Source organism: Sandaracinus amylolyticus (assembly GCF_000737325.1).
Taxonomy (GTDB): domain Bacteria; phylum Myxococcota_A; class Polyangia; order Polyangiales; family Sandaracinaceae; genus Sandaracinus; species Sandaracinus amylolyticus.
Window position 1 is genome coordinate 6175128 of record NZ_CP011125.1, and the last position, 21839, is coordinate 6196966.

Below are 21839 nucleotides of genomic sequence, written 5' to 3' on the forward strand. Positions count from 1 at the left end.
TGGTAGCATGCACCGGCGGGACGGCGCCGGCTCTGGCGCGTTCGAGGATGAACGCGCGGTCGTCCCGCGTATGAGCCGCAGCGCGCGATGGGATATTTCTCGTACTACCTCGGCTGGATCCTGCTGACGTACCTCGTGCAGTACCCGCCGCTGCTCGTGGGCCTCGTGGTGCTCTTCGTGCTGCGGCGCTTCGTACCGGATCCGTGGGTGCTCTTCCGCACGATGGGGCGCATCCAGGCGCTGCGGCGGCAGATCGACGCGAACCCCGCGAACGTGACGGCGCGCCGCGATCTCGCGATGGTCTACGTCGAGCGGCTGCGTCCCGGGCGCGCGCTCGAGCTGCTGGACGAGGCGCGCAAGCGCTTCCCCGACGACGCGGAGCTGCTCTATCTGTCGGGCCTCGCGCAGTTCAAGCGACGCGACTACGAGAAGGCGCTCGAGCCGCTCGTGAAGTCGGTGCAGATGGACCCGCGCGTGCGCTTCGGCGAGCCGTATCTCGTCGCCGGGGATGCGCTGCGGAAGCTCGGGCGCGACGAGGAGGCGATCGACGCGTACGAGCGCTTCGTGTCGACGAACTCGAGCTCGATCGAGGGGCACGTGAAGCTCGCGCTCGCGTTCCGCGCGACCAAGGACGAGGCCGCCGCGAAGAAGGCGCTCGACGAGGCGTTCGCGACGTGGGGGCAGATCCCCGGCTACAAGCGACGCAAGGAGCTGCAGTGGTGGCTCTACGCGTGGATCTGCCGGCTCTTCGTGTGATCCGCTGCCTCGCGTGACGTCGGGGGCGTGCCGATTGCAGCCCCGCGCGCGTGGAGGTCGAGATGGACACTCGGAGGCTCGGGACGCGGCGTGATCCGGTCGCGCTCACGCTGCTGCGCGTCGTCGCCGGCGTGACGATGGCGGCGCACGGCTGGCAGAAGGTCGAGGGGTTCGACGGATGGCGGGACACCGTCGCGTCGATGGGCGTGCCCGCGGCGGACGTGCTCGCGGCGCTCGCCGTCGCCGGTGAGCTCGGCGGCGGGATCGGCCTCGCGCTCGGGCTGCTGACGCCGCTGTCGGCGCTGGGCGTGCTCGCGGTGATGATCGTCGCGACCACCGCGGTGCACCTGCCGAACGGGTTCTTCGCGCAGGACGGCGGGTTCGAGTACCCGCTCCTGATGGCGACGGTCGCGCTCTTCTTCCTCCTGCGCGGGCCCGGGCCGTACAGCGTGGACGCGATGGTGCGCGGTCGTGCGCGACACCGGCGCGAGCCCGAGCGGGGCGCGCCGTACCGCGAGCCGATCGGGCGCCCGGCGTAACGAGATCGGCTTGTGTGATGACGCACTGCGCCATATAGCGTCGCCCGCGCGGAGACCCGCCGCGGGTCGCGGGCTCCGAGCGGGAGGCGTGCGCGCGTGTCCACTTCGCTGGCGACCAGGCGACCGAGACCGATCACCAAGCTCCTCTGCGCCAACCGGGGCGAGATCGCGATCCGCGTGTTCCGCGCCGCGACCGAGCTCGGCATCCCGACGGTCGCGGTCTATTCGCACCAGGATCGCGTCCACCTCCATCGCTACAAGGCGGACGAGGCGTACCTCGTCGGCAAGGGCAAGAGCGCGGTCGCGGCGTACCTCGGCATCGAGGAGATCATCGACGTCGCGCTCGCGTGCGGCGCCGACGGCATCCACCCGGGCTACGGGTTCCTGTCCGAGAACGCGGGGCTCAGCGAGGCGTGCCGCGAGGTGGGCATCGCGTTCGTCGGGCCCTCGCCCGAGGTGCTCCGGCGCTTCGGCGACAAGACCGCGGCGCGCACGCTCGCGAAGGAGATCGGCGTCTCGATGGTGCCGGGCACCGACGGCCCGGTGAGCACGATCGAGCAGGCGCGCGAGTTCTGCGCGCACGCCGGGTTCCCGGTGATCGTGAAGGCCGCGATGGGCGGCGGCGGTCGCGGCATGCGCGTGGTGCGCCGCGAGGAGGATCTCGCGGAGTCGTTCTCGCGCGCGCAGAGCGAAGCGCTCGCGGCGTTCGGCGACGGCACGGTCTTCATCGAGCGCTACGTCGATAAGCCGCGCCACGTCGAGGTGCAGATCCTCGCGGATGCCGCGGGCGAGGTGATCCACCTCTACGAGCGCGACTGCAGCGTGCAGCGACGGCACCAGAAGGTCGTCGAGATGGCGCCCGCGCAGAACCTGCCGGCGGGTGTGCGCGAGGCGCTGTGCCGTGATGCCGTCGCGCTGGCGCGCGCGACCGGATACCGCAACGCGGGCACCGTCGAGTTCCTCGTCGACCGCGAGGGGCGTCACTACTTCATCGAGGTCAATCCGCGCATCCAGGTCGAGCACACGGTCACGGAGGAAGTGACCGGCATCGACCTCGTGCAGTCGCAGATCCGCATCGCGGGCGGCGCGACGTTCGCGGACCTCGGGCTCTCGCAGGACGCGGTGTCGATCCGCGGCGTCGCGATCCAGTGCCGCGTCACGACCGAAGACCCGCGGAAGAATTTCCAGCCCGACACCGGGCGCATCGAGGTCTTCCGCGCCGGCGAGGGCATGGGCATCCGGCTCGACGCGGGCAGCGGCTACGCGGGCGCACAGATCAGCCCCGACTACGACTCGATGCTCGTGAAGTGCACGGCGCACGCGCTCACCTTCGAGGGCGCGGTGCACAAGCTCTCGCGCGCGCTCGCCGAGTTCCGGGTGCGCGGCGTGAGCACGAACATCCCGTTCCTCTCGAACGTGCTGCGCCACCCCGACTTCGAGTCGGCGAACGTGTGGACCTCGTGGGTCGACGACACGCGCGCGCTCTTCGACTTCCCGCTGCGCAAGAACCGCGGTCAGCGCTTGCTGCACTACCTCGGCGACGTCGTGGTGAACGGGCCCGGCATCCCGGGCATGGGCGCGCAGCCGCCCGCGCGCATCGAGCCGGTGGTCCCGGCTCTGTCGCCGGAGGGCAGCGCGCTGAAGTCGCCGCCGCCGCAGGGGTGGCGCGACATCCTCGTGCACCTCGGGCCCGCGGCGTTCGCGAAGGCAGTGCGCAAGCACCGCGGTCTGCTCGTCACCGACACGACGTGGCGCGACGCGCACCAGTCGCTGCTCGCCACCCGCGTGAGGACGCGGGATCTGCTCGCGATCGCGCCCACGACCGCGCGCCTGATGGCGCCGCTCTTCTCGCTCGAGTGCTGGGGCGGCGCGACGTTCGACGTGTCGCTGCGCTTCCTCCACGAGTGCCCGTGGGATCGCCTCGAGCGGCTGCGCGACGCGGTGCCGAACATCCCGTTCCAGATGCTCTTCCGCGGCGCGAACGCGGTCGGCTACACGAGCTATCCCGACAACGTCGTGTTCGCCTTCGCGAAGATGGCGAAGGACAAGGGCGTCGACGTCTTCCGCATCTTCGACTCGCTCAACTACGTCGAGAACATGAAGCTCGGCATCGACGCGGTCGGCAACGCGGGCGGCGTGGTCGAGGCCGCGATCTGCTACACGGGCGACGTCAGCGATCCCACGCGCAAGAAGTACTCGCTGCAGTACTACGTGGACCTCGCGGGCGAGCTCGTGAAGCTCGGCATCCACGTCCTCGCCATCAAGGACATGGCGGGGCTGCTGAAGCCGCGCGCCGCGTCGATGCTCGTCGGCGCGCTGCGCCGCGCGTATCCGGATCTGCCGATCCACGTGCACACGCACGACACCGCGGGCACCGGCGTCGCGTCGATGCTCGCGTGCGCCGAGGCCGATGCGGACGTGGTCGATCTCGCGCTGCCCGCGATGGCGGGCCTCACGTCGCAGCCGACGATGAGCGCGGTGGTCGCGGCGCTCGCGGGCACGACGCGCGACACGTCGCTCACCACCGACTCGATCCGCAAGCTCAACGGGTACTGGGAGCAGACGCGCGCGCTCTACGCGCCGTTCGAGAGCGGGCAGACGGGCTACGCGCCCGACCTCTACGAGCACGAGATGCCGGGCGGGCAGTACACGAACCTGCTCTTCCAAGCGCAGCAGAACGGGCTCGGTGACCGCTGGGCCTCGATCAAGCGCGCGTACCGCGAGGCGAACCAGCTGCTCGGCGACATCATCAAGGTCACGCCGAGCAGCAAGGTCGTCGGCGACCTCGCGCAGTTCATGGTGCAGAACGATCTCGACGCGAAGATGGTCGAGGAGCAGGCGGACACGCTCTCGTTCCCGACCAGCGTCGTCGAGTTCCTCGAGGGTCGCCTCGGTCAGCCCCACGGCGGCTTCCCCGAGCCGCTGCGCACGAAGGTGCTGCGCGGCCGCAAGCCGATCGACGAGCGCCCGGGCGCGACGCTCCCGCCGCTCGATCTCGACGCGCTGAAGAAGTCGCTCGTCGAGGAGCACGGCGACGTCGCGATCCGCGATCACGACGTGATGAGCGCCGCGATGTACCCGCAGGTCTTCCGCGAGTACCGTCGCTTCCGCACGAAGAACGGCGACGTGTCGGTGCTGCCGACGCGTCACTTCCTCGCGCCGCTGCAGAAGGGCGAGGAGCTGCTCTTCGACATCGAGCGCGGCAAGACGCTCGTCGTGGTGCTGCGCGCGGTGGGCGAGCTCGACGACGAGGGCAACCGCCGCGTGTTCTTCGAGCTCAACGGTCAGCCGCGCGCGGTGAGCGTGGTCGATCGCTCGGCGAAGGCGGCGACGAAGCAGCGCGAGCGCGCGAGCACGAGCGAGCCGGGATCGGTCGGCGCGCCGATGCCGGGCTCGGTGGTCGACGTGCGCGTGAGCGTCGGCGCGAAGATCACGAAGGGCGATCCGCTCGTCGTGCTCTCGGCGATGAAGATGGAGACCGTCGTCGCGTCGCCGGTGAGCGGCGTGGTGAAGCGCGTCGCGGTCGCGAAGGACGACGCGCTCAAGGCGGGCGATCTGCTGGTCGAGGTGCAGGTCGTGGAAGCGGCGGTCGCGCAGGCCTGATCAGGGACACGGAGGCGGGCCGGCACCGGGGGCGCAGTAGAGCTCCTCGATGCCGGCTCGATCCGCGTCGCTCAGCGCGGGCGGATCGAAGAGCGACCACGTCGCGCCGCAGTCCGGGTAGTTCATGATCGACGCGGGATCGTACGGCGCGAGCGCGAGGAACGACGTCGAGCTCGCGCACTCGCACGCACCGACGTAGTCCGCGGTGTTCCACGCGTGCACGAGGCCGAGCACGTGACCGAGCTCGTGCAGCAGCGTGCGAGTGAGCGCGTCGTCGCTCGCGACGACGGCGTCGTGATCCCAGTAGCAGACGTTGATCGCGAGCTCCTGCCCTCGCCGGCCCGAGCGCCACGGGAGCATCGCGTTCGCGACGACGCGCGACGCGCCGCACTCCGGGATGATCACGAGGTGCGCGTCGACGCCGCGCTCCGCGCAGCGCGGCGGCGTGACGAAGCGGAAGCGCACGTCCGCGACCGACGACCACATCGCGGCGGCCCGCTCGGTCGCCGCGATCACCGCGTCGCGCGACGCGCCGAGCTCGTCGCTCACGCAGTACGTGAGGTCACCGCGGACCTCGAGCGGCAGGGTCGCGATCGAGGGCCCGTCGGTCGCGACGATCAGGTGCTCGCGCGGCGTCTCGCTCGAGCCGTGCTCGAGGTACTCGCGCGCCTCGTCGGCGTTCGCGAAGCGCAGATCGAGATCGACCAACGTCGGCGCCTCGTCGAGCATCGCGCACGTCAGCCCGATCGCCGCGGGCGCTGGACCGTGATCGCACGCGACGAGCGCGAGCAGCATCGGAGCGAGCGCGCGGAGTCGGCTCATGGTGAGCGGACTATGGATCGCGCGCGCCGACGTGAAAAAACGGAGCTCCGCCGCCGCGCCCGGAAGGGGTTGCGGGCGCGGCGACGGAGCTCACTCACGGAGCACTGCGTTGGGATGGCACGTTGGGAGAGAGACCTACGACAATCCGTGGGGCGACCCCTCGCGCGTGTAAAGGGGTCCCGATCGGCGTCGACGCCGTGTCCACGTTTTCTTCTGATGGCGATCGAAATACCTTCGCTCCGTGCCCCCTCGACGAGACTGCCGGAGCGACCCCAGTGTCGCGCGCATGCGCGAGGCCTGGCTGGTCGAGGTCTTCTTCGATGGCGCGTGTCCGCTGTGTCGCCGCGAGATCGAGCTCCTGCGACGTCTGGACCGGCGCGGTCGCGTCCGCTTCACCGACATCGCCGCGCCCGGCTTCGACGCGCACGCGCTCGGTCGACGCTACGGCGAGATGATGGACCGCATCCACGCGCGCACGGCCGACGGCGAGTGGGTCGTCGGCGTCGAGGTCTTCCGGCGCTTCTACGAGGCGATCGGGCTCGGCGCGCTGGTGCGGATCACGCGCGCGCGGCCGATCGACGCGCTGCTCCAGCGCGCGTACGAGACGTTCGCGCGCAACCGCTTGAAGTGGACCGGACGCTGCGAGGAGGGCACGTGTCGAGCGGCAACGGACGTCGCCTGAAGCCGGTGAGCGCCGACGATCGCGAGGGCACCGCGACGTACCCGATGCGCGTGGTGACGCGTCTCACCGGGCTGACCGCGGACACGATCCGGGTGTGGGAACGACGCTACGGCGCGGTGCGCCCCGAGCGCACGCAGGGCAACGTGCGCCGCTACTCGAGCGGCGAGATCCGGCGCCTCACGCTGCTGCGCGAGGCGGTCTCGCGCGGGCACGCGATCGGCGAGATCGGCGCGCTCCCCGACGACGAGCTCGAGAAGCTCTCGAGCACGCCGCGCCAGGACGAGCCGAGCGAGAGCGCGACGCATCGCGGGCGGTGGTGGCCGATCATCGAGTCGTACCTCGACGCGGTCGAGCGCTACGACCTGCGGCGCGCCGACGAGATCCTCACGCGCACTGCCGTGCTGACGAGCCCGCGCGAGCTCGCGCTCGAGGTCGTCGCGCCGCTGCTGCGCGAGGTGGGCGAGCGATGGGAGCACGGCGCGATGTCGATCGCGCAGGAGCACGTGATCTCGGGGCAGGCGAAGAGCCTGCTCGGCACGTTGCTGCGCGCGGGCGCGACCGACGCGGGCGCACCGCGCATCGTCACCGCGGCGGCGGAGGCGCACCAGCACGAGCTCGGCGCGTTGATCGCGGGCGTGCTCGCGTCGACGCGCGGTGTGGTGCCGATCCACCTCGGTCCCGACGTGCCGTGGTCGGAGCTGCGCGGCGCCGTGCGGCGTGCGGGCGCGGACGTCGTGCTGCTCGGGTTCGCGCGAGACCTCGAGCGCACGGAGGCGCGTCGCTGCGCCGAGGAGCTGCGGCGGCTCGCGGACGACGTCGAGGTATGGGTCGGCGCGCCCGAAGGACATCCGAGCACGAGCGCGGATCGGCGAGTGCGCGTCTTCCACGACTTCGACGAGGTCGACGCGGAGCTAGCGCACCGGTTCTCGCGCGCGCAGCCGTAGCGTTCTGCCGGAGTGCTCGTCCCGCGGGTCCCGCACGGGAGCGTGCGAAGCGCGCGGACGGTAGGGACCGGCGGGCGAGCCGATTTTCTGCCGGAGTGCTCGTCCCGCAGGTTCCGCACGGGAGCGCGCGAAGCGCGCGGACGGTAGGGCCGGCGGGCGAGCCGACGTGGGGCTCTTTGCGGCTACTCTCGCCGCCGTGGAGCGGTGGCGGCGGTGGGCGCGCGAGCCCTTGGTGTGGTTCGTCGCGGCGGGCGCGGTGATCTTCGCGATCGATCGCGCGCTCTTGCAGGACGAGCGCGCAGCGCGCGCGATCGTCGTCGACGATGCGTTCGTCGCGGGGCTGCGCGCGCGCTTCGTGGAGCGTCACGGGCGGGCACCCGATGCGCGCGAGGAGGACGCGCTGGTGCGCGACTTCGTGCGCGAGGAGGCGCTCTCGCGCGAGGCGCGCGCGGCCGGGCTCGACGAGGGCGACGCGATCGTTCGGCGCCGTCTGGTGCAGAAGCTCGAGCTGATGCTCGCGGGCTCGGTGCACGTGCCCGAGCCCGACGACGAAGCGCTCGAGACATGGATGCGCGCGCACGAGGACGAGCTGCGCGTGCCGGCGCGGGTGACCCTCGAGCACGTGCTCTTCGCGCGCGACCTGCGCGGCGCGCGCGCCGAAGAGGATGCGCGCACCGCGCTCGACACCGGCGCGATCGAGAGCGGTGACCCGTTCGTGCGTGGTCGCGCGATCGGACCGAGCAGCGAGGCGCGCATCGCCGCGGAGATGGGCGCGGCCTTCGCGCGCGCGGTGATCGACATGACGCCCGAGCAGGGATGGACGGGCCCGATCGCGAGCACGTACGGCGCGCACCTCGTGCGGGTGATCGCGCGCGAGGAAGCGCGGATGCCCGCGCTCGACGACGTGCGGGCGCGCGTGGCCGCGGCGTGGATCGAGGAGCGACGCGCCGCGCTCGTGGACGCGGAGATCGCACGCATCGTCGCCAGCTACGACGTGGTGATCGAGTGAGGGTCGCGCTCGTGATCGCGATCGTCCTGATCGCATCGACGGCGCACGCGCACCCGCTCGCGTTCGGCGCGCTCGACGTGCGCGAGGACGCGCGCGGGGACGTCGACGTGTCGTTCCGGTTCTCGGGCACCGAGACGCGCGTGACGGGCGCAGAGGTCGTGATGCCGTCGCGCTGCGTCGCGCGCGGCGAGCTCGTGTCGGCGATCACCGGGGGCGAGAGCCGCGTGATGCGCTTCGCGTGCGGCGGGCTCGGGGGCGAGACGATCGCGGTGCGCGGGATGGAGGGCACCGGCGTGCAGATCGCGGTGCGCGTCGAGCGCGCCGACGGATCGATCGTGCGCGCGCGGCTCGACGACGGCACACGCGAGGTGCGCCTCGACGCGCGCGACACCGGCATCACCGCGTACCTGCGGCTCGGCGTCGAGCACATCGCGGGCGGCATCGATCACCTCCTCTTCGTGCTCGGGCTGCTGCTCGTCGTGCGCTCGCGCGCTGCGATGATCGCGGGGGTCACGAGCTTCACGATCGGGCACAGCATCACGCTCGCGCTCGCGGCGCTCGACGTGGTCACCGTGCGCGCGGCGCCGGTCGAGGCGTGCATCGCGCTCTCGATCGTGCTGCTCGCGCGCGAGGTCGCGCGGCCCGAGAGCGCATCGCTCGTGCGGCGTGCGCCGTGGATCGCGGCCGGTGGGCTCGGGCTGCTGCACGGGCTCGGGTTCGCGGGCGCGCTCGCCGAGGTCGGTCTGCCGAGCGATGCGATCGTGCCGGCGCTGCTCGGGTTCAACGTCGGCGTCGAGCTCGGTCAGCTCGCGTTCGTCGCGATCGTGGTCGCGATCGGTCTCGTCGTGCGCGTGGAGCGCGCGCGCCTCGCGTGTGCGCTCGGGATGGGCGCGCTCGCCTCGTTCTTCTTCTTCGAGCGGCTCGCCGCGCTGGGGACGTGATGCGCACATGGATCTCGACGCTGCTCGTGCTCGCGCTCGCCGCGTGCGGTGACGACGACGATGCCGTCGGCGAGCTCGACGCAGGGCCGCCCGACGCGGGCCCGACGCTGATCGCGCTCCCCGACGAGCGCGCGCCCTGCGCGCTGCGCGACCCGCTGCGCCGCCCGCTCTTCGGCGATCTGCACGTGCACACCGCGCGCTCGTTCGACGCCGCCGCGTACGACGTGCGCACCGGGCCGCGCGACGCGTACGACTTCGCGCGCGGCCTCCCGATCGGTCTGCCTCCGTACGATGCGGAAGGACGGCCGATGCGCACGCTCCAGCTCGCGCGCCCGCTCGACTTCGCGGCGATCACCGATCACTCCGAGTTCCTCGGCGAGATCGCGATCTGCACCGATCCGAGCTCGCCCGGCTTCACGTCGCGCACCTGCGAGACCTGGCGCGAAGGGCGCGGGCGCGGCGGGCACTACGGGGAGCTCACCGCGTCGCTCGCGTTCGCGCCGCCGCGACGCCCGAGCGTGTGCGGGACCGATCCGACGCTCTGCGCGAGCGAGCTCGGCGACGTGTGGCAGGAGATGAACGACGCCGCCGAGGACGCGTACGACCGCAGCGACGCGTGCTCGTTCACGACGTTCGTCGCGTACGAATGGACCGGCTCGGCGGGCGGCGACAACATCCATCGCAACGTCCTCTTCCGCACGCGCTCGGTGCCGCGCCTGCCGGTGAGCTACGTCGAGGCGTGGACGCCCGAGCGCCTCTGGGACGCGCTCGAGGCGGGCTGTCTCGAGCAGTCGACGCCGGAGGGCACCGCGCCGTGCGACGTGCTCGCGATCCCGCACAACGGGAACCTCGGCGCGGGCTCGATGTTCGTGCCGGTGCGCGACGACGGCACGCCCTACGACCGCGCCGACGCGGAGCGACGCGCGCGCCTCGAGCCGCTGATGGAGCTCTACCAGCACAAGGGCAGCTCGGAGTGCCTCGACACGCGCGGCGATCCGCTCGGCAGCGAGGACGAGCTCTGTCGCTTCGAGGAGCTGCATCCGTCGGTGTGCCGCGGGCTGCCCGACGATCCCGAGGCGTGCGTCGAGAGCTGCAGCGAGGGCGGCGGCATCGGGTTCCTCGGCGGCTGCGTCTCGGGCGGTGACTTCGCGCGCGGCGCGCTGCGCACCGGTCTGATCGAGCGCGCGCGCGTCGGCGCGAACCCGTTCGAGGTGGGCTTCGTCGGCAGCACCGACACGCACCAGTCGCTCGCGGGAGGCGTCGACGAGTCGAGCTTCCGCGGGCACCTCGGTGACTCGGAGGACGAAGCGAGCGAGCAGCTCGACGTCGATCCCGGCGTGCTCATCCGCGGGCTCACGGTGTCGCCCGGCGGGCTCGCGGTGGTGTGGGCCGAGGAGAACTCGCGCGACTCGATCTTCGCGGCGCTGCGGCGTCGCGAGACCTACGCGACGAGCGGCACGCGCATCGTGGTGCGCGCGTTCGCGGGCGCGCAGATCCCGGACGACGCGTGCGCGAGCGCGGAGCTCGCGCGCATCGGGTACGAGCGCGGCGTGCCGATGGGCGGCGACGTCGACACGAGCGCGGGCACACCGCGCATCGTGATCGCGGCGCAGCGTGATCCGATGGGCGCGCCGCTCGAGCGGATCCAGCTCGTGATCGGCACGCTCGAGGCGGACGGCACGACGCGCGAGCGCGTGATCGACGTCGCGGGCAGCGAGATCACCGAGGGCCCCGACGCGACGACGTGCGCGCCGCCCGCGGGCGGATCGGATCAGCTGTGCGCGGTGCACACGCTGAGCGAGCTCGATGCGTCGCGCCCGGCGTTCGTCTACGCGCGCGTGCTCGAGGTGCCGACGTGCCGATGGAGCCACTACGTCTGCGCGGAGTCGGGCGTCGACTGCGCGACGATCGACGCGGACGATCCGCGCGCGGTGTGCTGCGGCGATCGCGCGCGCCACGTGATCCGCGAGCGCGCGTGGACGTCGCCGGTGTGGTGGACCCCGCGCTGAGGAGGAGAGGAGATTCCGCTAAGGAGAGCAGGAGGTTCAGGAGGGGAGAGAGAGAGCGCGCGCGCGTGCTCTGTCGTCTCCTGCGGCGTGATCGAACCACCTCGCTCCGTCTCTCCCTCCTGCATTCCTGCTCTCCTCAGAGGAATTTCCGATTCCGAGCGCGAATTCGCGCGCGAGATCCTGCAAATCCTCGGACAATTCGGCATGTTTTCACGAACGGTCGGATCCGACCGTTCGAGCGGTCACCCTCGACCGCTCGAGCGGCGTGCCCCGACCACACCAGCGATGCTCGCGACTGCTCGAGCGATGCGCGCGACCGTCGCGACGCGACGTGAGGCTCGCTCGTGTGGTCGCGACGACCGCGTCAGCGGTCGTTGCGCCAGAGCTCTTGGGTCGCGCGCACCGCGCCGCGGTCGACGACGAGCTGCTGGTAGCCCATGCCCATCCGCACGTCGCTCGCGTGGCGGCCGTACTGCTGCCACACGTAGTGCGTCAGCTCGCCGACCGTCATCACGCGGTCGCGCGGATCGTGATCCGCTTCGCCCTGGATGCCGAGCCGCAGGAAGTGCGACAGGTATCCGCCCGCCTGGAACTGCGAGGCGACCGCGCTCGTCACGTCCTCCTCCGACGAGAAGAGACCGACCACGCCCGGGCGCGTGATGACGTCCTTGGCGAACCCGCCCGCGAAGCACGCGTCGATCGCGACGAGCGCGGTGCGCGCGCGCACCGCGTCCATCATGCGGCCGAGCTCGTCGTCCAGGAGCGGCCCGTCGTGCACGAAGAGGTACTCGTCGATCGCGTCGAGCTCGCGCGCGTCGCTGCTGCGCGACTCGTTCTGTCCGCCGTGGCCCGAGTAGAAGAAGACGAACGTGTCGTCGGGCCGGATCTGCGACGTGATGCGCTGCATCGCGTCGCGGATCGCGGCGGTCGTCGCGCGCCCGTCGGTGAGGAGGAACTCGCGATCCGGCGCGGTGAGGCCCTGGTTGCGAAGCGCTTCGGCGATCTTCACCGCGTCGTTCGCGCACTCCGGGAGATCGTTCGCGCCGCCCGGGTAGTCGCTGATGCCGACGCTGAGCACCCACACGCGCGAGCCCGAGCCGACGCCGGGCGCTGCGGGCGGCGTGCCCGGGCCGGGCTGCGGCGTCGTGGTGGTGCCCGCCGACGTGGTGAGCACGTACGCGCCGGTCTCGCCGGGGCGATAGCTCGTGACGAGCACCTGGTACTCGCCGGCCTCCGCCGCGGGGATGTCGATGCCGCTGTTCAGCACGCCGGGCTGGAGGTCGTCGTTGTCCTGCTGGCGACCGCTCGGCGAGCGGACGATCAGGTACGTGTCGAACGCGCTCGACTCGACGCGGATGCTCACCGGCTGGCCCGCGGTGAACGTCATGCGGTGCGTGTCCGCGAACTCACCGCTCGAGAGCGTCGCGTCGCCGGCGGCGAGCGCGCCGCGGATCGGCTGGCCCGCGGTGGGCTGCGACGCGACGGTCGTCGGCGGCGGCGCGCTGGGCGCGGTCGGGGCCGCGCCACCGCCACGCACGACGAGCTCGTAGCGTCCGGTCTCGCCGGGGCGATAGCTCGTCACGAGCACGCGGTGCTCACCGGGCTCCTGCACCACGAAGTCCATCGCCGCGTTCAGCACGCCGGGCGACTGATCGTCGTTGTCGCGCTGCTGCCCGCCGGGCGTGTGGAGGATCAGATAGGTGTCGAACGCGCTCGAGCGCGCCTCGAGGTGCACCGCGGTGCCGACCGGCCACGTGAAGCGATGCTCGTCGGAGAGCTCGCCGCTGACCAGCGCGCGATCACCGGCGGCGAGCTCGCCCGCGATCACCTGCTCGGCGGCGGTCGTCGTCGTCGCGCCCGTGCTCGCGCCGTCGCGCGTGCTCAGCGCCTTGAGCTCGTACGCGCCGGTCATGCCCGCGCGGAACGTCGTCGCGAAGACGCGGTACTGGCCGGGCGCGGCCTGCGGGATCGACACCGACGCGTCGCGCGTGCCGCCGCTGTCGTCGTTCTCCCACTCGCGCGCGCTCGGACCAACATCGCCGGGGCCGCGGACGACGAGGTACGCGTCGAGCGCCGTCGACTGCATCTGGATCGTGAGGTCGGTCGGCGCGCTCACGTCGAGCACGTAGACGTCGGCGAGCTCACCGCTGTCGAGCGTCGTGTCGCCCGGGGCGAGCGTGCCGCTCGCGCGATCGCCGACGCGCAGCGGCATCGGCGTCTGCGCCGCGCTTTGCGGCGGACGCGCGAGCGACGAGAGCACACCGGCGAGCACGTGATGGCGGCGCGCGGGCTCGGCGGCGGCGACCTGCGGCGCGCTCGGCGTGCTGGGCACGCGCACGCGCTCGACGTGCACGTGGTAGGCGCCCTGCGCGCTCGGCGCGAAGCTCGTGACCTGCACCTTGAGCGCACCAGCCTGGGTCGCGACGAGCTCGATCTCGGAGCGCGCGCGATCACCGCGCAGGTCGTCGTTCGTCAGCGGCGCGCCGCGGGGCGGCGTGACCTCGAGCACGGGATCGAACGCGCTCGACGTGAGCGTGACGCGCACGTGCTCGCCTGCGGCGACGGGCACGTCGAAGCGATCGACGAACGAGCTCACACCGCGCGGGTCGGTGGGCTCGAGCGTGCCGTCACGGTCGAGCAGCACGTCGCCCACGGGCGCGGTCGCGACGGCCGGCGTCGGCGGCGGTGGCGCGCTCCCGGCATCGCCGCGGCTCCCGCACGCGACCAGCAAGAAGACCGACGCGAGGGCCGAGCCGCGCCCGACGAGGCTGTGCATGCCGCATCGTACGCGCGGGGGAGCGAAACTTTCATCCACGCTCGTCGCGCCCCCTGCCCGTTCGGTTGGTCACAGGAAGGCTTGTGAAACGCGGGGCGCCGCGATACTTCCGGTGCTTCTTCCGGAGGATCCATGAGCGTGCAGGCAACTGGAGCGGAGGCGGTCGAGACGCCGATCAGCCCGTTCGAGAAGCGAGTCGGCCATCACCCCGCGCTGTTCGTCCTGTTCTTCGCGGAGATGTGGGAGCGCTTCTCCTACTACGGCATGCGCGCGCTGCTCGTGCTGTACATGTTGTCGGGCTTCCTCCGGTACGACGACAACCGCGCGTTCGGCGTCTACGGCGCGTACACCGCGCTCGTCTACATGACGCCGTTCGTCGGCGGGATCGTCGCGGACAAGCTGATCGGCCAGCGCGCAGCGGTGATCATCGGCGGCTCGCTGATGGCGCTCGGTCACCTCGTGATGGCGATCGAGGACCAGTACGCGTTCTTCTGCGCGCTCGCGCTGCTGATCGTCGGCAACGGCTTCTTCAAGCCGAACATCGGCACGATCCTCGGCTCGCTCTACTCGGTGCCGCGCCTCGATCCCAACCGCGACGGCGCGTTCACGATCTTCTACATGGGCGTGAACCTCGGCGCGGCGATGGCGCCGCTGCTCTGCGGCTACATCGGGCAGACGTACGGCTGGCACTACGGGTTCGGCCTCGCGACGATCGGCATGATGGTGGGCCTCGCGATCTTCGTCGCGCCCACGATCGTGACGCAGGTGATGATCGGGCTCGGCTCGATCGCCTCGGCGGGCGCGCTGCTCTTCGTCGGATCGCAGCAGACGATCTGGGTGCTCGGGCCGAACGTGTTCGTCGCGATCGCGCTGCTCGTCGCGATGGGCCTCGCGCTGTGGGCGCTCGCGAACGGCGCGCTGCCGAAGCACGTGGGCGCGCCGCGCTCGAAGGCCGCGTACGGGCGCAACGTGTCGATGGTGCTCGGCGTGATCACGGTGGTCGTGCCCGTGTTCGCGTGGCTCTGCTCGAACCCGACGGTCGCGGGCTACGTGCTCTTCGTCGTGGGCGCGCTCGCGCTGGCGTACGTGCTCTTCGAGGCGTTCCGCGTGACGAAGATCGAGCGCGAGCGGCTCTTCGTCATCCTGATCATGTGCGTGTTCTCGATGCTGTTCTGGGCGTTCTTCGAGCAGGCCGGGAGCTCGATCAACCTCTTCACCGATCGGAACATCGATCGCGTGAGCGAGGAGCGCGTCATCACGCAGGAGGACGTCGGCGAGTCGATGGAGCTCGTGCTCACGCAGGAACAGGTCGGGTATCCGCAGGGCGGGCGCGTGTTCACGCTCGATCAGCTCGCGACGGCGCGCCAGGAAGCGCAGGAGCGCGGCGAGACCGAGGTGCGCGCGACGTGGACGATCACCGAGGAGCACGTCGGGATGGGCGTCGACGGCGGCGAGGTGCCGGCGTCGGTGTTCCAGGCGGCGAACCCGATCTTCATCCTGCTCTTCGGGCTCGTGTTCACGGCGCTGTGGGGCTTCCTCGCGAAGCGCCAGATCGAGCCGTCGACGCCCGCGAAGTTCGTGCTCGGGCTCGTGCAGCTCGGCGCGGGTTTCGCGGTGCTGTGGTTCGGCACGCAGAGCGCGGACGGGCGCGGCATGGTCGGCATGACGTGGCTGGTGCTCGCGTACCTGCTGCACACCACGGGCGAGCTGTGCCTGTCGCCGGTCGGGCTCTCGATGGTGAGCAAGATGGCGCCGGCGCGCATGGTCGCGACGATGATGGGCGCGTGGTACCTCGCGACCGCGTTCTCGCAGTACCTCGCGGGCCTGATCGCGATGCTGACGGGCGTGAGCCACGAAGAGGGCGCGGAGGGCGCGCAGGTGATCCCGCCGCCCAGCGAGACGCTGCACGTCTACGGCGACGTGTTCGTGAAGATCGCGATCGCGTCGTTCGTGGCCGCGGCGATCCTCGCCGCGCTGACGCCGCTCGTGAAGAAGTGGATGCACGAGCACGAGCCGGTGCCCGAGAAGAAGAGCTGACGCGCGCGACGACGCGGACGAACGAAGAGCCCACGGCGCATGCGCCGCGGGCTCTTCGCGTTTCGTCACCCGAGGAGCTCGACCTTCGCGTAGACGTCGTCCCACGCGAGCGCGACGTCGATGCTCGCGAGCTCGATGCGCGGCGCGCTCGCAGGATCGAGCGGCGACGAGATCCACTGACCGCCTTCGATCCGCCGATGCGTCTCGACGCGACGCTCTTCGGGCACGACGAGCAGGACCTCCTGCACGGAGTCGAGCCGTCGATAGTGCGCGAGCTTCGCGCCGCGATCGTGGGTCTCGGTCCCGCTGCTGAGCACCTCGACGATCAGCGTCGGGTTGATCAGCGTATTCGCGTCCTTGTCGTGGAAGCGCGAGGTGCCGCACACGACGGTCACGTCGGGGTACGTGTACATCCCGGTCGAGCGCACGGCGACGCGCTGGTCGCTCGAGAGCACGACGCACGGGCGATCGCGGAGCGCGTTGCTCAGCGCGGTCGCCACGTTGACGGAGACGAGAGCATGGCGGGGCGTGCCGCCCGCCGTCGCGTAGATCTCGCCGTCGATCAGCTCGTGCTTCTGCTCGCTCGCGCGCTCGATCGCGAGGTACTCGTCCTCGGTGAACCGCGTCTTGCGAGCAGGCTCCATGCTCGCGATCGTAGCACCGCGCTCAGCGCCGCGAGATCACCAGGTACATCGCGAACATCGCGACGATCATTCGGGCTTCGCCTGCTCGAACATCTTGTCGATCAGCGCGCGGTCGGCCTGGATCGAGGTGCGCTGCATGTAGAACCGCAGCCCGCGCTCGCCGCCGAGCTCCTCGCCGCCGCCCGCGCGACCGGGGCCGCCGTGCACGCACGACGGCAGCACCATGCCCGGCGCGATCGACTGATCCGCGACCTTGCTCGACGCGATCACGACGCGGCCGTGCCACGGCGCGATGCCGAGCACGAGCTCGCGCAGCAGCGCGCGATCGTCGCCGTACACGCTCGCGACGAGACCACCCTCGCCCATCGCGACGAGCTTCACGCACTCGGCGATCTCCGCGTAGGGCATCAGGGTCGCGCAAGGGCCGAACACCTCGTGCGCGTGCACCGCGGTCGCGCTCGCGGGCGCATCCGCGCGCAGGAGCGTCGGCGCGACGAAGTAGCCCTTCGGCTCGCTCACCTCGCGCGTGTGCACCACGCGCGCGCCCGACGCGACGAGCTTCGCGACGCCGCTGCGGAAGTCCTCGTGCTGCTGCTTCGTCGCGAGCGGGCCCATGCGCACTTCATCGCGCGCGGGGTCGCCGATCTTGATCGCGCCGAGCTGCTCGGCGAGGTCCTCCTGCACGCGATCGATCACCGCGGCGGGCACGAAGATCCGGCGCGTCGCGGTGCACTTCTGCCCCGTCTTCTGCGTCATCTCGCGCACGACGTCGCGCAGGAACGTCGCGTACACGTCGCTGCCGGGCTCGATGTCGGGCCCGAGCACCGCGCTGTTCAGGCTGTCGGCCTCGACGTTCACGCGAACCGAGCGCTCCACCGGGCCCTTGCCGCCGCGCAGCTTCGCACCGGTGTCCGCGGAGCCGGTGAACGCGAGCACGTCCTGCGGGCCGAGCTTGTCGAGCAGATCACCGGTGCTGCCCGCGACGAATTGGAACGCGCCGGGCGGGAGCACGTTCGCGTCGACGATCGCCTCGGCGACGCGCATCGCGAGCAGCGCGGTCGAGGTCGCGGGCTTGCTGATCACCGGCACGCCCGCGAGCAGCGCGACGGCGAGCTTCTCGCCGAGGCCCCACGCCGGGAAATTGAACGCGTTGACGTGCACCGCGACGCCCTCGCGCGGCGTCCACACGTGCGCGCCGAAGAAGCGCGCGCTCTTCGTGAGCTGCTCGGCGGGCTCGAGGATCGTCGTGGTCTCGCCGAGCTTCTTGCCGAGCCCCGCGTAGTACGCGAGCGTGCCGATCGCGCCGTCGACGTCGAACTTCGCATCGGAGCGCGTCGTGCCGCAGCTCGCGATCGACTCGTCGAGCAGCGCGTCGCGGCGCGCGTGCAGCGCCTTGGAGATCGCGTCGAGCCACGCGCCACGCTGGGCGAAGGTCGCAGCGCGGAGCGCGGGGCCGCCCTTGGTGCGCGCGAACTCGAGCGCGGCGCCGAGATCGAGGCCCTGCGTGCTCGCCTCCGCGATCGGCTCCTCGGTCGTGGGGTTCACGAGCGTGGTGGCGCGCCCGGTGCCCGCGACCCACTCGCCGCGCAGATAGCTCTTCAGCGTGATCATCTCGTCCTCCGCCGCTCGATGAGGGCCGTGGAGCCTGCCGCCCGCGATGGAGCGACGGCCATGCAAAAACTCACGCGCGAAGCGCGTAGAATGCCGCGATGCGCCCGCTGCTGAACGTCGACGCCGGTGAGATGGAGAGCGAGCCCGAGGCGCTCTGGGCGATCGCGCACGCGCTGAACGTCGCATGTGGCGGCCACGCGGGCGACGCGCGCTCGATGGAGCGCGTGCTGCGCGCGTGTCGCGAGCACCACGTGCGTGCGGGCGCGCATCCGTCGTACCCCGACCGCGAGGGCTTCGGGCGTCGTCGCATCGCGCTCGCGACCGAGGCGCTCGAGACCTCGATCGCAGCGCAGTGCCGCGCGCTGCGTGTCGTCGCGGAGCGCGTCGGGATCGCGATCGAGCACGCGAAGCTGCACGGCGCGCTGTATCACGATGCAGCGAAGGATCCGTCGATCGCCGCGGCGTGCGTGCGTGCGATCCGCGCCGAGCTCGGGCCGGTGGCGATCCTCGGGCCGGGCGACAGCGCCCTCGAGCACGCGGCGCGCGGGGCTGGGGGCAGCTACGAGCGCGAGGGGTTCGCCGATCGCGGCATGCGCGCGGATGGATCGCTGATCCCGCGCGGACAGCCGGGCGCGCTGATCGAAGATCCCGTGCGCGCCGCGGGCCAGGCACGCGCGCTCGCGACGTCCGGTGACGTCGACACGATCTGCGTGCACGGCGACACCCCGGGCGCGCTCGCGATCGCACGCGCGGTGCGCGAGACGCTCGACGCGCTCGGGACGTCGTGAGGATCGAGCCGCTCGGCGAGCGCGCCGTGCGCATCGAGGTGCCCGCGGCGCTCGATCGACGGGCGATGCTCGACGCGCTCGTCTCGATGCCCGGCGTGCTCGACGCGCACGCGAGCGAGTCTCACGTGTGCGTGCTCTTCGAGGGTGCGCCGCCGGAGCTCGACGATCTCGCATCGCGGATCGCGCACGTCGCGCCTCGCACGACGCGCGAGCACGTGATCGACGTGATCTACGACGGCGAGGATCTCGAAGAGATCGCGTCGCTCGCGCGGCTCGATCGCGACGAGGTGATCGAGCGCCATGCGCGCGTCGTGTACGAGGTGAGCTTCGTCGGGTTCCTGCCCGGCTTCGCGTACCTGCGCGGGCTCGATCCGGCGCTCGCGGCGATCCCGCGGCGCGACTCGCCGCGGCCGCGCGTGCCCGCTGGCGCGCTCGCGCTCGCAGGCGGGTTCACCGGCGTCTATCCGTGGAGCTCACCGGGAGGATGGCGCCTCGTCGGGCGCGCGCCGTGCTTCGCGCCGCTCGACGGCGATCACGTTCGCCTCGCGATCGGCGATCGCGTCCGCTTCGAGCGCGTCGGATGATCGAGATCGAGCGCGTGGTGGGCCTCGCGTTCGTGCAGGACGGAGGACGCCCGGGCCGGCTGCGCGAAGGTGTGCCGCGCGGCGGCGCGCTGATCGCGAGCGCGCTCTCCGCTGCGAACCGCGCGCTCGGCAATCCCGGCGACGCCGCGGGCATCGAGCGCTACGGGGCGATGACGCTCGTGGCGCGCGGCGACGTGATGCTCGCGGACGACGACGCGCGCGTGTGGACGCTGCGTGACGGGGAGCGCGTCGAGCTCGCGTGGGACGGCGCGCGCCGCGCGCGCTTCGTCGCGCTGCGTGGCGGGATCGACGTGCCGCGCGTGCTCGGAGGTCGAGGGACGCTCGTCGCCGCGCGCATCGGCGGTCTCGAAGGTCGTTCACTGCGGCGCGGCGACGTGCTGCGCGCGGAAAGCGAGCCGATGACGAACGTGCGCGCGCGTCCCTGGCTCGCGCACGAAGGTCCGATCCGGATCGTCGCGGGGCCCGATCTCGCCGCGTACGCGCCGCGCGCGATCGACGTCCTCACGTCGCGCGCGTGGCGGCTCTCGACGCGCAGCGATCGCACCGGCACGAGGCTCGAGGGCGCGACAGTCCCGTGGCGCGAAGGCGCGCCCAGCGCGCGCACCACGCCGATGATCGCCGGCGCGATCGAGCTCCCACCGGGCGGCGAGCCCATCGTGCTCGGCGTCGATCATCCGACGACCGGCGGCTATCCCGTCGTCGCGGTGATCGCGCGCGTGGATCTCGATCGCTTCCACGCGATCCCGCTCGGTCGCGACGTGCGCTTCGCCGCGATCACGATCGACCATGCGCGCGTGTTGCTGGGTCAGAGCGGCGGCACGACGTAGAGCCCACCGCCGATCGCCTCGACGTAGTCGAGCATCGCGTCGGTGATCCCATCGCGGGCACCGAGCATCGCGTCGAGCGTCTGCTCGAAGATCTCCGGTGCGCGCGCGATCGCGACGTAGACGAGCCCCTCATCGCCCCACGCGCGATACGGGAACCCGCGACGCACCATCGCGTGCTGGTGCACACGACGCACGTGCGCGCGCTGCGGCGCGTCGGAGATCGCAACGCCCTCGGTGGTACGCCCGACCACGCGCTCGCGATCGGCCTCGCGGCGCGCGAAGAAGCGCGCGCGATGCTGGACGTAGCGCTGGTGCAGCAGGAACGTCGCGCCCTCGAGCGGGCCCTCGTGCACCAGCGCCGCGCGCACGTCGTCGTGCGTCGGCACGCGCGGCTCGCGGAACCCGAAGGGCTCGCGGCGATCGTGCGGCCAGCCTCCTTCGATCTCTTCGTCGCGATCCGCGATCGTCCCGAGCAGCGCGTCGGCGCGTCGGAGCGCCTCGATCAACCCGTCGCGCTCGTCGCTCGCGATCTGCACGAGCACGGAGCCCCGCGTCGAAGGCATCGTGCGCCCCGCGTGCGCGCGCGGCAGCACGCGCTCCGCCGGCAGCGCCTCGCGCTCGTGCGCGTCGAGGAGCGGCGGCGCGATCGCGACGAGCACGCTGCGATCGATCAACGCCGTCGCGCGCATGCGCAGGAACGCGGTGGACACGCCGTCACGCGCGCGCCACACGACGACCGCCGCGTGCGCGCCAGGACCGTGGAACAGCGCGGGCTGCGGACGTGGATCGCGCACTCGATGGCTGTGCCCTCCGCAGCGATCGGCCGGCAATCACCCCGCAGGGCGATACCAATCGACTACCGTCGTGATGTTCGATCACGTCTTCTCTGAAAGCCGGAGGGAGCCCTCATGTCGTACGGAGATCCCGCGAATCCAGGCTCGCCCACGAGCGGTGGACCGCAGCTCGTCAACTATCCACTCACGCACTCGACGTTCGACTACCTGCGTCGGCTGATGTCGCTCGGCGTGATGGAGGGCCCGCTCGGGAAGATGGCGGTCGCCGAGGCGCTGCGGCCCGTCTTCGACGCGATGCACGTCGTGCTCGCGGGCGGAGAGGTGAAGATCGACGTGGTCCGACGCGGTCACCCCGACACGATGCGCGAGCTGCAGGCGCGCTACGAGCAAGCCGCCGCGGACGCGAACGCGATCAACGAGAAGAGCGGCTGGTACGTGACGATCACCTGACC

At 71.8% G+C, this 21839-nt stretch carries 18 protein-coding genes; 13 read left to right on the forward strand and 5 right to left on the reverse strand.

All coding sequences use genetic code 11. The features are described 5' to 3' along the window. Nucleotides 1–87 precede the first annotated feature (87 nt). The 3 genes from DB32_RS26020 to pyc all read left to right on the forward strand — a co-directional run bounded on the left by DB32_RS26020 (nt 88) and on the right by pyc (nt 4898). Nucleotides 88–756, forward strand: a complete 669-nt coding sequence (locus DB32_RS26020; RefSeq protein WP_053235339.1) for a tetratricopeptide repeat protein — start codon at nt 88–90, stop codon at nt 754–756. A gap of 62 nt (nt 757–818) precedes the next feature. Then, complete coding sequence (locus DB32_RS26025; protein WP_075098017.1) at nt 819–1295, forward strand: DoxX family protein; 477 nt, start codon at nt 819–821, stop codon at nt 1293–1295. Nucleotides 1296–1391: 96 nt separating this feature from the next. Further along, a complete protein-coding gene (gene pyc / locus DB32_RS26030; protein WP_240481257.1) occupies nt 1392–4898 on the forward strand; it encodes a pyruvate carboxylase in 3507 nt (1168 codons plus the stop codon). Here the strand turns inward: pyc and DB32_RS26035 are convergent, their stop codons facing one another. Next, a complete protein-coding gene (locus tag DB32_RS26035; protein WP_053235341.1) occupies nt 4899–5720 on the reverse strand; it encodes a matrixin family metalloprotease in 822 nt (273 codons plus the stop codon). A gap of 286 nt (nt 5721–6006) precedes the next feature. Between DB32_RS26035 and DB32_RS26040 the strand changes: the two genes are divergently transcribed. From DB32_RS26040 to DB32_RS26060, 5 genes are all read left to right on the forward strand, one after another. Next, nucleotides 6007–6402 carry a thiol-disulfide oxidoreductase DCC family protein gene (locus DB32_RS26040; RefSeq protein WP_053235342.1) on the forward strand — a complete coding sequence of 132 codons (396 nt, stop codon included), beginning with the start codon at nt 6007–6009 and terminating at the stop codon, nt 6400–6402. Further along, a complete protein-coding gene (locus DB32_RS26045; protein ID WP_053235343.1) occupies nt 6375–7346 on the forward strand; it encodes a MerR family transcriptional regulator in 972 nt (323 codons plus the stop codon). Before DB32_RS26040 ends, DB32_RS26045 begins: the two co-directional genes overlap by 28 nt. A gap of 196 nt (nt 7347–7542) precedes the next feature. Next, the gene (locus tag DB32_RS26050) at nt 7543–8355 is read left to right on the forward strand and encodes a peptidyl-prolyl cis-trans isomerase (protein ID WP_157069394.1); all 813 of its coding nucleotides are present in this window, start codon (nt 7543–7545) and stop codon (nt 8353–8355) included. Next, complete coding sequence (locus tag DB32_RS26055) at nt 8352–9296, forward strand: HupE/UreJ family protein (protein WP_053235345.1); 945 nt, start codon at nt 8352–8354, stop codon at nt 9294–9296. The genes DB32_RS26050 and DB32_RS26055 overlap by 4 nt, the downstream gene beginning before the upstream one ends. Next, a complete protein-coding gene (locus DB32_RS26060) occupies nt 9296–11305 on the forward strand; it encodes a DUF3604 domain-containing protein (RefSeq protein WP_053235346.1) in 2010 nt (669 codons plus the stop codon). Before DB32_RS26055 ends, DB32_RS26060 begins: the two co-directional genes overlap by 1 nt. 364 nt (nt 11306–11669) lie before the next feature. Here the strand turns inward: DB32_RS26060 and DB32_RS26065 are convergent, their stop codons facing one another. Then, nucleotides 11670–14081, reverse strand: coding sequence for a caspase family protein (locus tag DB32_RS26065; RefSeq protein WP_053235347.1), 2412 nt, complete (start codon nt 14079–14081; stop codon nt 11670–11672). A gap of 132 nt (nt 14082–14213) precedes the next feature. Here DB32_RS26065 and DB32_RS26070 point away from each other — a divergent pair, with 132 nt between their 5' ends. Next, nucleotides 14214–16118 (forward strand): peptide MFS transporter, encoded by a 1905-nt coding sequence (locus DB32_RS26070; RefSeq protein ID WP_053235348.1) that lies wholly within the window; start codon nt 14214–14216, stop codon nt 16116–16118. Between the two features lie 65 nt (nt 16119–16183). Here DB32_RS26070 and DB32_RS26075 read toward each other — a convergent pair whose 3' ends face one another. Together DB32_RS26075 and DB32_RS26080 are read right to left on the reverse strand one after the other, a co-directional pair. Beyond that, nucleotides 16184–16762 carry a Uma2 family endonuclease gene (locus DB32_RS26075; RefSeq protein WP_053235349.1) on the reverse strand — a complete coding sequence of 193 codons (579 nt, stop codon included), beginning with the start codon at nt 16760–16762 and terminating at the stop codon, nt 16184–16186. Nucleotides 16763–16828: 66 nt separating this feature from the next. After that, nucleotides 16829–18373 (reverse strand): 3,4-dehydroadipyl-CoA semialdehyde dehydrogenase, encoded by a 1545-nt coding sequence (locus DB32_RS26080; protein WP_053235350.1) that lies wholly within the window; start codon nt 18371–18373, stop codon nt 16829–16831. 98 nt (nt 18374–18471) lie between these two features. On the opposite strand from DB32_RS26080, the gene DB32_RS49660 reads away from it, so the two are divergent. From DB32_RS49660 to DB32_RS26090, 3 genes are read left to right on the forward strand one after another with little or no spacing between them, the layout of a single operon-like run. Then, the gene (locus DB32_RS49660) at nt 18472–19161 is read left to right on the forward strand and encodes a 5-oxoprolinase subunit PxpA (protein ID WP_075097629.1); all 690 of its coding nucleotides are present in this window, start codon (nt 18472–18474) and stop codon (nt 19159–19161) included. Next, a complete protein-coding gene (locus DB32_RS49665; RefSeq protein WP_075097630.1) occupies nt 19158–19745 on the forward strand; it encodes a 5-oxoprolinase subunit B family protein in 588 nt (195 codons plus the stop codon). Before DB32_RS49660 ends, DB32_RS49665 begins: the two co-directional genes overlap by 4 nt. Next, nucleotides 19742–20593: a 5-oxoprolinase subunit C family protein gene (locus DB32_RS26090; RefSeq protein ID WP_053235351.1), complete on the forward strand. Its 852-nt coding sequence runs from the start codon at nt 19742–19744 to the stop codon at nt 20591–20593. The genes DB32_RS49665 and DB32_RS26090 overlap by 4 nt, the downstream gene beginning before the upstream one ends. Here DB32_RS26090 and DB32_RS26095 read toward each other — a convergent pair. Continuing rightward, on the reverse strand, nt 20572–21387 hold the full coding sequence (locus tag DB32_RS26095; protein ID WP_053235352.1) for a Dyp-type peroxidase: 816 nt from the start codon (nt 21385–21387) through the stop codon (nt 20572–20574). The two genes, DB32_RS26090 and DB32_RS26095, sit on opposite strands and share 22 nt — an antisense overlap. A 114-nt stretch (nt 21388–21501) precedes the next feature. Here DB32_RS26095 and DB32_RS45640 point away from each other — a divergent pair, with 114 nt between their 5' ends. After that, entirely contained in the window at nt 21502–21837 is a 336-nt protein-coding gene (locus tag DB32_RS45640; RefSeq protein ID WP_053235353.1) for a hypothetical protein, read from the forward strand. The last annotated feature ends 2 nt before the right edge of the window (nt 21838–21839 follow it).